At 62.0% G+C, this 5844-nt stretch carries 7 protein-coding genes; 2 read left to right on the forward strand and 5 right to left on the reverse strand.

The window, feature by feature from the left end; all coding sequences use genetic code 11:
- Nucleotides 1-545: 545 nt before the first annotated feature.
- Nucleotides 546-710 (reverse strand): hypothetical protein, encoded by a 165-nt coding sequence (locus WAW39_RS00590; RefSeq protein WP_422314696.1) that lies wholly within the window; start codon nucleotides 708-710, stop codon nucleotides 546-548.
- An 83-nt stretch (nucleotides 711-793) separates the two neighbouring features.
- Between WAW39_RS00590 and WAW39_RS00595 the strand changes: the two genes are divergently transcribed.
- Nucleotides 794-1567 (forward strand): hypothetical protein, encoded by a 774-nt coding sequence (locus tag WAW39_RS00595; protein WP_422314698.1) that lies wholly within the window; start codon nucleotides 794-796, stop codon nucleotides 1565-1567.
- 67 nt (nucleotides 1568-1634) lie between these two features.
- Here WAW39_RS00595 and WAW39_RS00600 read toward each other — a convergent pair whose 3' ends face one another.
- Complete coding sequence (locus WAW39_RS00600; protein ID WP_422314700.1) at nucleotides 1635-2474, reverse strand: GH25 family lysozyme; 840 nt, start codon at nucleotides 2472-2474, stop codon at nucleotides 1635-1637.
- Nucleotides 2475-2700: 226 nt separating this feature from the next.
- Here WAW39_RS00600 and WAW39_RS00605 point away from each other — a divergent pair, with 226 nt between their 5' ends.
- A complete protein-coding gene (locus tag WAW39_RS00605; protein ID WP_422314702.1) occupies nucleotides 2701-3243 on the forward strand; it encodes a hypothetical protein in 543 nt (180 codons plus the stop codon).
- Nucleotides 3244-3257: 14 nt separating this feature from the next.
- Here WAW39_RS00605 and WAW39_RS00610 read toward each other — a convergent pair whose 3' ends face one another.
- The 3 genes from WAW39_RS00610 to WAW39_RS00620 all read right to left on the reverse strand — a co-directional run bounded on the left by WAW39_RS00610 (nucleotide 3258) and on the right by WAW39_RS00620 (nucleotide 5511).
- Nucleotides 3258-4217 carry a serine hydrolase domain-containing protein gene (locus tag WAW39_RS00610; RefSeq protein WP_422314704.1) on the reverse strand — a complete coding sequence of 320 codons (960 nt, stop codon included), beginning with the start codon at nucleotides 4215-4217 and terminating at the stop codon, nucleotides 3258-3260.
- Entirely contained in the window at nucleotides 4177-4452 is a 276-nt protein-coding gene (locus tag WAW39_RS00615) for a hypothetical protein (protein WP_422314706.1), read from the reverse strand. Before WAW39_RS00615 ends, WAW39_RS00610 begins: the two co-directional genes overlap by 41 nt.
- Nucleotides 4453-4953: 501 nt before the next feature.
- Nucleotides 4954-5511: a YaeQ family protein gene (locus WAW39_RS00620; RefSeq protein ID WP_422314708.1), complete on the reverse strand. Its 558-nt coding sequence runs from the start codon at nucleotides 5509-5511 to the stop codon at nucleotides 4954-4956.
- Nucleotides 5512-5844: the final 333 nt, after the last annotated feature.

Here is a 5844-nt window from a genome sequence, read left to right on the forward strand (position 1 = left end):
GTGTGGGGTTTTGCGGGGTGTGGCGGGCTTATGGAGCGGTGGCCTTGGGCGCTACTTTGAATAGGCGGAGGGCTTAATGCTGCATTGGCGGGGACTGATGCTGGATGCTGGATGCCGGATGCTGGATGCGGCGGGGAGTGTGGCGGAGTCTGGGGTTTGCTTTCCGGATTTGCGCGGTGGCACCAGGGCAGCCTCGCTGAGGCTTCCTCCTTCGCTCTGCGCGCTTCGTAGGACACGCGGCAACTCTTCGCTAGGATGCGCAGCTCCTTTGGGAATGATGTCGCACGTCGCGGCTGGGAGGCTGCCTGGATCGCAAGAACGATCCGCCGCCAGGCATGGAAATCCTCTGGCGGGGGCGGCACGATCTCCACGACATGACCGAAACCGGGAGGCTGGTTCATGTGGTGGGTGATCGCTAGGGCGCAGCGCGTCCCTACCAGCCTTCACGCGCCGCGCTGCTTGGCTGCGCCGCGTCCGTAGAATCCTTCGTCCCAGCGTGAACTGGCATTATCTCACATCCTCCCTTTCCAAATCCCCCCTGCCCCTCACCGCCACGCACTCACCGCCGAGGAATGCGTGCGGTAAAATTCCTCAAACGCCGCGTGGGAGCCGTGGAAGAAGGTGCGATCACAGAAATGCCGCAGGGTGGCACGGCCGCCGCTGCGGGTGTAGGCGCCGCCGAGATTGCCGGAGAACTCAGGCCCTAGCATTGCCCTGCGGGAATGGCCTCTTTTTTCTCGCCCTTCGCTCTGCGGCTCTTCATACTCTTACACTGGTGAACCTCACGCCAGCAATGTCACTTATCTCACTCTTTCGCACTCAGGCAGCCCTCTTGCCGCTAAAGCTGCTCCTGGTCATCGCATGCACCGCTCTCCGGGCGCAGACCGTTCACACGGACCCCTTCGTGGAGCTGGATAAGTATAAGATGGAGCATGTACGACAGCTGGTGGATCTGGCCGGAACCTACGACTATTTTGGAGAACCTCTGACCAAGGCCGAAATCGCAGCCATGGTGAAAGCGGAGGAGGAAAAGGAGCGCCGACGCCTGCATGCCCTGCAGACCGAGCCCGGACTGGGCCCTTACCTCGTCGCTCTGGCTGGGAGGAGCCTGGTTAAAAAAAGCTCCTCCTACTACCTGATCCCCGTGTTTGAAGCCATGTCCTTGCGAAAGGACACCGACCCGGCTGTGGTCCGGCATTACATCCAGCTGGCGAAATCACAACTCGACAGCGCCCCCCAAAAGATGTCCCTCCATGAGGACTGCCTCCTGCGAGGCGTCTGCTATTTTCTGCAGCTGCACGCCACCCCTGAGAATGAATCCCTCCTCATCAGGATGATGAAGCTGGGGGAGAAGCAGGACAATCTATGGCTGATCCTCAGTGCGGCAGATGCCCTCTCCAAGACAGGCACCGCAACCCACGCCCTTCCGGCCATGGATGCAGCCCTGCGCTGGATCCAGCTCCGGCGTGAAAAGGGAGAGCCCCTGGCTCCAGGCGAAAAAAAGATGACAGACTGCATCAAAAGACTGCACAGCCGCATAAGTGGCACCTCCCCCCAATCAGTCTGAAGAGGGCTCTGAATCTTCCTCAGTCTCACCGCCACGCACTCACCGCCGAGGAATGCGTGCGGTAAAATTACACAAACGCCGCGTGGGAGCCGTGGAAGAAGGTGCGATCGCAGAAATGCCGCAGGGTGGCGCGGCCGCCGCTGCGGGTGTAGGCGCCGCCCACGTTTCCGGTGAATTCCGGCCCCAGCAGCGCGGTCTTGGGATGGCCGCTGATGTCCCCGCAGTACTGCCAGAAGCTCCAGGTGCCAAAGACGCGCGGCACGCTGAAGGTCATGTGCATGGCCGACTGCTCCCCGTAGCGCGGGATCCACAGGCCGCAGGTCTTGAGCACCGTGCGCTCCGCAGGAGTGAGCGCCTGCAGCTCCCGCGTCTGCTGGTCAAAGTCCGGCATACCAGGAAGTGGCACACTGCAGTAGAGCAGCGGCCATGCGCCGGTGCGCGCCCGCACGTGCTGCGCGCCCCAGGCGAGCTGCGACCACGAGACGCGGTCCTGCCCTTCGTTGTCCAGCACCATCATCACCGGATGCCCCGCCGTGCCATGGCGATGCGCCGTGGCGGCCACCACGCGGATGAAGCGGTCCAGCTGCGCCTGCAGATTTCCGGCGCGGTTCACATAATGATACGCGCCCCACTTCAAGCCGGCCACGCGCGCGGCATGCTCACGCCAGGTGTAGTCCGCATCCGTCTTCGTGCCGCCACGGGTGGCGCGGTGGATCATCAATTCCACGCCCATGCGGCGCAGCAGATCGCAGCGGACCGCACCGCCGTCTCTGCCGAAGTCCACGGTGTTGTTGAGCAGTGAATAGCGCGCGTGATGGACGGAGACGGTCTCCGTGCGGATGGGGGCGCAGGACGCGAGAAGCGATGCGACAGCGATGCAGGACCTGATCGAGGCGCGAGTGTTCATGGCACCGTTTTAGCGGGAGGCGTGGGGTGGCGTCAATGAGGAAGCGTGGGGGTGGGCGCTTCTTTGTCACCACTGCGCGGCTGCACAGAATGCCACATGCTGGGCTCGCGGCTCAGAGGGGTCGCTCTCCGGCTGCGGCGTGTAGTGCTCCGCGCTTCGTGCGATGCCATGCCGTGAGCAAACATGAGTGATGACAAGCGAACGGATTTGTGAATGATCATGCAGCATGAGGACTTTGAGACGAACACTCTTTCTCTGGCTGGCGATGGCGGTGCTCACGGCACGTGCGGATCTGGCCACGGAGCCGTGGCCCAAGGCGGTGCGTGAGTTCCCCTTTGAGTTTCCCTGCACACTGACGGAGGGCGGTTTTCGCATCACCATCAGCGAGCCGAGCGATCCGGAAATCCGCAAAATGGGCGGCTCCGGCGGGCCGATGCTGAAGTTCACCGTGCTGAACGAGAAGAGCGGATGGAAGCAGGTCTTCTACGACCAAAGCGTCAGCGTGCGGTGGCTGACGTCGTTTGAAGGCCGTCCGCAGCTGGAGATCTGGGGGCGCGGCGGTGGCGGCTTCTACTCGCGCTGCCTCACCCGCCTGGTCGGCGGCAAGTACCGCTGTGTACGCATCGACGAGTTTATCAATGTTCGCGAACGCTCGACCCAGCCTTCCATCACCACCACGCTGCCACGCAGCGGCGAGGTGCTTTACTTCACAGAGACGCGCATGCCGGAAGGAACGAATGGCGATCTGTTCTATGAGGACGAGAAATAGACGTGCTGCGGCCCTCACTCCTCCACATGCTTCTCCACCAGCGCATCGAGCGCCTGGTAGAGCTCATCGGTGTCCAGGGTGTCGCGATTGCTCAGGATGAGGGTGCTGCGATTGCCGGCGAGGTCGCGGTAGTAGCTGTTCTCAAATCCGGCCCAGGTGCCGTCGTGGCCGCAGGCATGCACGGAGCCGTCGTCATCGGTGTAGAGGGTCCAGCCCAGGCCGTAGTCGAAGGCCTTGCCTTTGCGGGTGGTGGCGGGTGTGAGGGCTTCCTTCCACGTCGCAGGTTTGAGGAATTTCCTGGCGCGCACGGCGGCGTCCCACTTGGCCATGTCTTCCAGGTTTGACCACACGCCGCCGTCTCCCACGACCATGACTTTCTGCGGCCACTCGGGCGGGGTGCCCCAGCTCGGCTTCCACGTTTCTTTCTTCTCACGCCATTCGTAGCCGAAGGCGCGGTTGTATTTGTCATCATCCTCCGTCTGCGGCACGGACTTGGGGCTCTGGCAGATGAAGGTGTGCTGCATGCCGGCGGGGAGGAAGATCTCATCCCGCACGAATTCGCTGAAGGGCTTCTTCGCCACGCGCTGCACGATGCTGGCGAGGAGGAGGTAGTTGCTGTTCGTGTACTCAAACTTGCTGCCGGTGCGGAACTGCAGGGGGTAGTCCTTCTTCAGCTTCGCGAACATGCCGAGGTAGTCTTCGTTCACGGCGTAGGTCCTGTGGCGCATGGGCACGCCTTCATCATCAAAGTCGAAGTACTCGGGCAGGCCGGAGGTGTGCTGGAGGAGATCGCGGATGAGGATGGGATTGTCGCGGCTGTATTCGGGCAGCTCGGGGAGGTGGTCGCGCACGTCGTCGTCGAGCGTGAGCATACCACGATCCACCAGAATGAGGAGGGCGGTGGCGGTGAAGGGCTTGGAGCAGGAGGCGAGCTCAAACAGCGTGCTGGGGGTGATGGGTGCCTCGTCCTTCACGCTGGCCAGGCCGTAGCCTTTTTGGAAATGCAGCCTGCCCGGGCACGCGGATGAAGATGGCCACGCCGGGGCTGCTTTCATCGATGCCGGTTTTGGCCACGAGGCGGTCGATGGCGGAGACGAGTTCTTTGCTGGGGCGCAGGTCTTGCGCGAGGGCTGCCGTCGCCGTGGCGAGGGCGAGGAACGTGGTGAAATGGCGCAGCATGCGGGGCAGTGCGGAGCGGGTGAAAAGCATGGGCGCTGTCCCTGCGCCAGTGACGGGAGAGGGGCAAACAGTTTCAGTCCAAGCTTTCAACCGGGCGCGTCCAACAAACGAATGTGGCGGTGTGATGAACAGATTTTTTAACCGCTGATATGACGCTAATCAGACGCTGATAAATCCAAATCAGAAAAGGGTTTTTGAATGAGGAATCCAGTAGATCCCTCTGATTCCTGAGCTCCTGCCTTCCTTTTTTCGGGCTTGGAATTTCAGGTCCGACATTCTGGATTATTAGCGTCATGTCAGCGTCTCATCAGCGGTTAGAATCTGAACTTCTCGCCGAGGACAGCCGAGCCTCTCAGCAGCCAGCCTGGAGACGTTCGATTTTCCGCAGAGGTGCGGAGGGGCAGAGGGAGCAGAGATTGAATCTGAACTCTGCCACCTCTGCTCCTTTGCCCCTCTGCGGTTGATTCGAAGATGTCTTCAGCCTCCGATGACTCCAGGGTCGAGCAAGAGGAAGATTTCTCTACGGAGCTCCTACTCCGCGCCGCACAGCCTCACCATCTTGATCTCCACGGTGCGGTCCCCTTCTCCGACGAACAGGATGCCTTCCTGCTGGGTGACCGTGAGGTCCATGGAGCGCTGCGCGAGGGCGCCGAGGGCCTCGCTCTCGGCAGCGGGGATCTGCCAGACGGTGAGGTTGCTCACGCGGGTGAATTTTCCGGCGAGCGCGGCCCACCAGGTGGCGGCGTTGCTGGCAAAGCTGTAGACGCTCACCTTCTTGGACCGGCCGCAGAGGCGCACGAGCTTCTTTTCATCGGGCTGGCCGAGCTCAATCCAGTGCATGAGCAGGCCGGTGAGATCATGCTGGCTGAGCGCGGGCTCATCCGCCTCCCACATGTCCTTGCCAAACTCGAGCTTGCCGAGGTCGTTGTTCTCCGGGGCATTGAGAACGAAGGCCAGCAGCCGGATCATCATGCGCTCCTCCGTCTCCGAAGGATGCCGGGCGAGGGTGAGCTCGTGGTCGGCATAACGGTTGGCGTCGAGGTCGGAGAAGGAGACCTTGGCTTTGTAGATGATTGCTTTGAGGGCCATGCCTTCGCTTAGACGGGAATGCGGCGGGTGGCAAGGGAGGGTGTGTGACGGCATTGGTCAGGGAAGGCCCACCGCATGAGAGCTCCGCCCTCCTGCTCGGCTTGCCCTTCGAAGCTTTAGCGAAGAATGGGTCCTCGATTCTTCCGTGCCGCAGCCACCAGATGAGGGAGCATTGGAAAAGGGGGAAGGCGGTGCCTCACCCGCACACGCTGGGACGAAGGATTCTACGGACGCGCACAACGCGTCCCTACCATCCGGCGCGGCGCATCGGGATGGTAGGGAACCGCTGTGCGGGTCCGTGATTATGGGTCTGCGGCTCCGCAGGCGCTCAAA

Source organism: Prosthecobacter sp. (assembly GCF_049294395.1).
Lineage (GTDB): Bacteria > Verrucomicrobiota > Verrucomicrobiia > Verrucomicrobiales > Verrucomicrobiaceae > Prosthecobacter.

Excerpts from the sequence above, each read along its gene's own strand:
- WAW39_RS00605 (WP_422314702.1), top strand. The coding sequence starts at position 2,701 with ATGAGGACTTTGAGACGAACACTCTTTCTCTGGCTGGCGATGGCGGTG.
- WAW39_RS00600 (WP_422314700.1), bottom strand. The coding sequence starts at position 2,474 with ATGAACACTCGCGCCTCGATCAGGTCCTGCATCGCTGTCGCATCGCTT.
- WAW39_RS00595 (WP_422314698.1), top strand. The coding sequence starts at position 794 with ATGTCACTTATCTCACTCTTTCGCACTCAGGCAGCCCTCTTGCCGCTA.
- WAW39_RS00620 (WP_422314708.1), bottom strand. The coding sequence starts at position 5,511 with ATGGCCCTCAAAGCAATCATCTACAAAGCCAAGGTCTCCTTCTCCGAC.
- WAW39_RS00615 (WP_422314706.1), bottom strand. The coding sequence starts at position 4,452 with ATGCTTTTCACCCGCTCCGCACTGCCCCGCATGCTGCGCCATTTCACC.
- WAW39_RS00590 (WP_422314696.1), bottom strand. The coding sequence starts at position 710 with ATGCTAGGGCCTGAGTTCTCCGGCAATCTCGGCGGCGCCTACACCCGC.